This window comes from Algoriphagus alkaliphilus, from assembly GCF_900103735.1.
Lineage (GTDB): Bacteria > Bacteroidota > Bacteroidia > Cytophagales > Cyclobacteriaceae > Algoriphagus > Algoriphagus alkaliphilus.
This window is the reverse complement of the sequence record NZ_FMXE01000080.1, coordinates 1-1054: the sequence shown is the minus strand read 5'-3', so window position 1 is coordinate 1054 and position 1054 is coordinate 1. Positions and strand designations below refer to the sequence as shown.

Here is a 1054-nt window from a genome sequence, read left to right as displayed (position 1 = left end):
AGCGATTTATAAACATGAAGAGCCGTGTGAGGTGAGAGTCTCACGCACGGTTCTGTGGGAAGGTGAGGGTGAAATTCCCTTGCCTGACCCGATTGTGCTACACTTTAGAAAAATCACTTTTTCATTTTTTCGCATCTAAATCAACTCTTTTGTTCCATTATTCGTTAACTTTACAGCATGGAGAAAAAAAGAACACTGATTTTCTACAGGGACTATTTCAATGACTTCTTTGACAAGCTTCCTGAAAAGGTGAAAGGCAAAATTGATGAAGTGCTTTATATGATTATGGTTCTTGAAAGAATTCCGGGAAAGTTTTTCTCGCATATGACTGCTTATGATGGACTCTATGAAATACGGATAGAGTATAGCAGCAATATCTACAGGATATTTTGCTGTTTTGATGAAGGTAATTTGATAGTGCTGTTCAATGGCTTCCAAAAGAAGTCTCAAAAGACCCCTCAAAAGGAAATTGAGAAAGCATTGAAAATCAAAGCCGAGTATTTTGAAGAAAAGAACAATCAAAAGAAAGATGGAAAAAAGTAGCTCAACTACAACATTTGAACAACACCTTGAAAAAAGGTACGGGCAAGTAGGCGAAGAAAAAAGAATGGCTTTTGAGGCTAAAGCTAAGGCTTTTGCCATTGGTGAACTCATAAAAGAAGAGCGAAGACTTTCAAATATGACTCAAGAACAACTTGCCACTAAAACAGGGACTAAGAAAAGCTTTATCTCCAGGATTGAGAATGGAAAAAGCGATATTCAACTTTCAACACTTTATCGAATTTTAGAATTGGGACTAGGTAAAAAAATCTCATTCACGATAGAATAAAAGCGAAGCACAACATCACCTTGGATACAGCGGGCGGTTCCGAGTAAATAGAAAGTTCAGTATCTTTAAGAAGTTAGGGGTAAGTTGGAAGAGAACGTTTCTAAATGCCCGCCGTCTCCAAGCTGAATACCGTCAGGCTGTGAAAAAAGTCTCTGCTATTTTTTAGTTTTCCTTTTCCCAATACATTGGTATTTTGTAGATTTAGTGGTATCAGTTTTCCAGATA

2 protein-coding genes are annotated in these 1054 nt (G+C 37.3%); both read left to right on the top strand.

What is annotated here, in order from left to right; genetic code table 11:
* Nucleotides 1–177: 177 nt before the first annotated feature.
* Complete coding sequence (locus BLQ81_RS21865) at nt 178–543, top strand: type II toxin-antitoxin system RelE/ParE family toxin (protein ID WP_092735304.1); 366 nt, start codon at nt 178–180, stop codon at nt 541–543.
* A complete protein-coding gene (locus BLQ81_RS21860) occupies nt 530–829 on the top strand; it encodes a helix-turn-helix domain-containing protein (protein ID WP_092735301.1) in 300 nt (99 codons plus the stop codon). The genes BLQ81_RS21865 and BLQ81_RS21860 overlap by 14 nt, the downstream gene beginning before the upstream one ends.
* The last annotated feature ends 225 nt before the right edge of the window (nt 830–1054 follow it).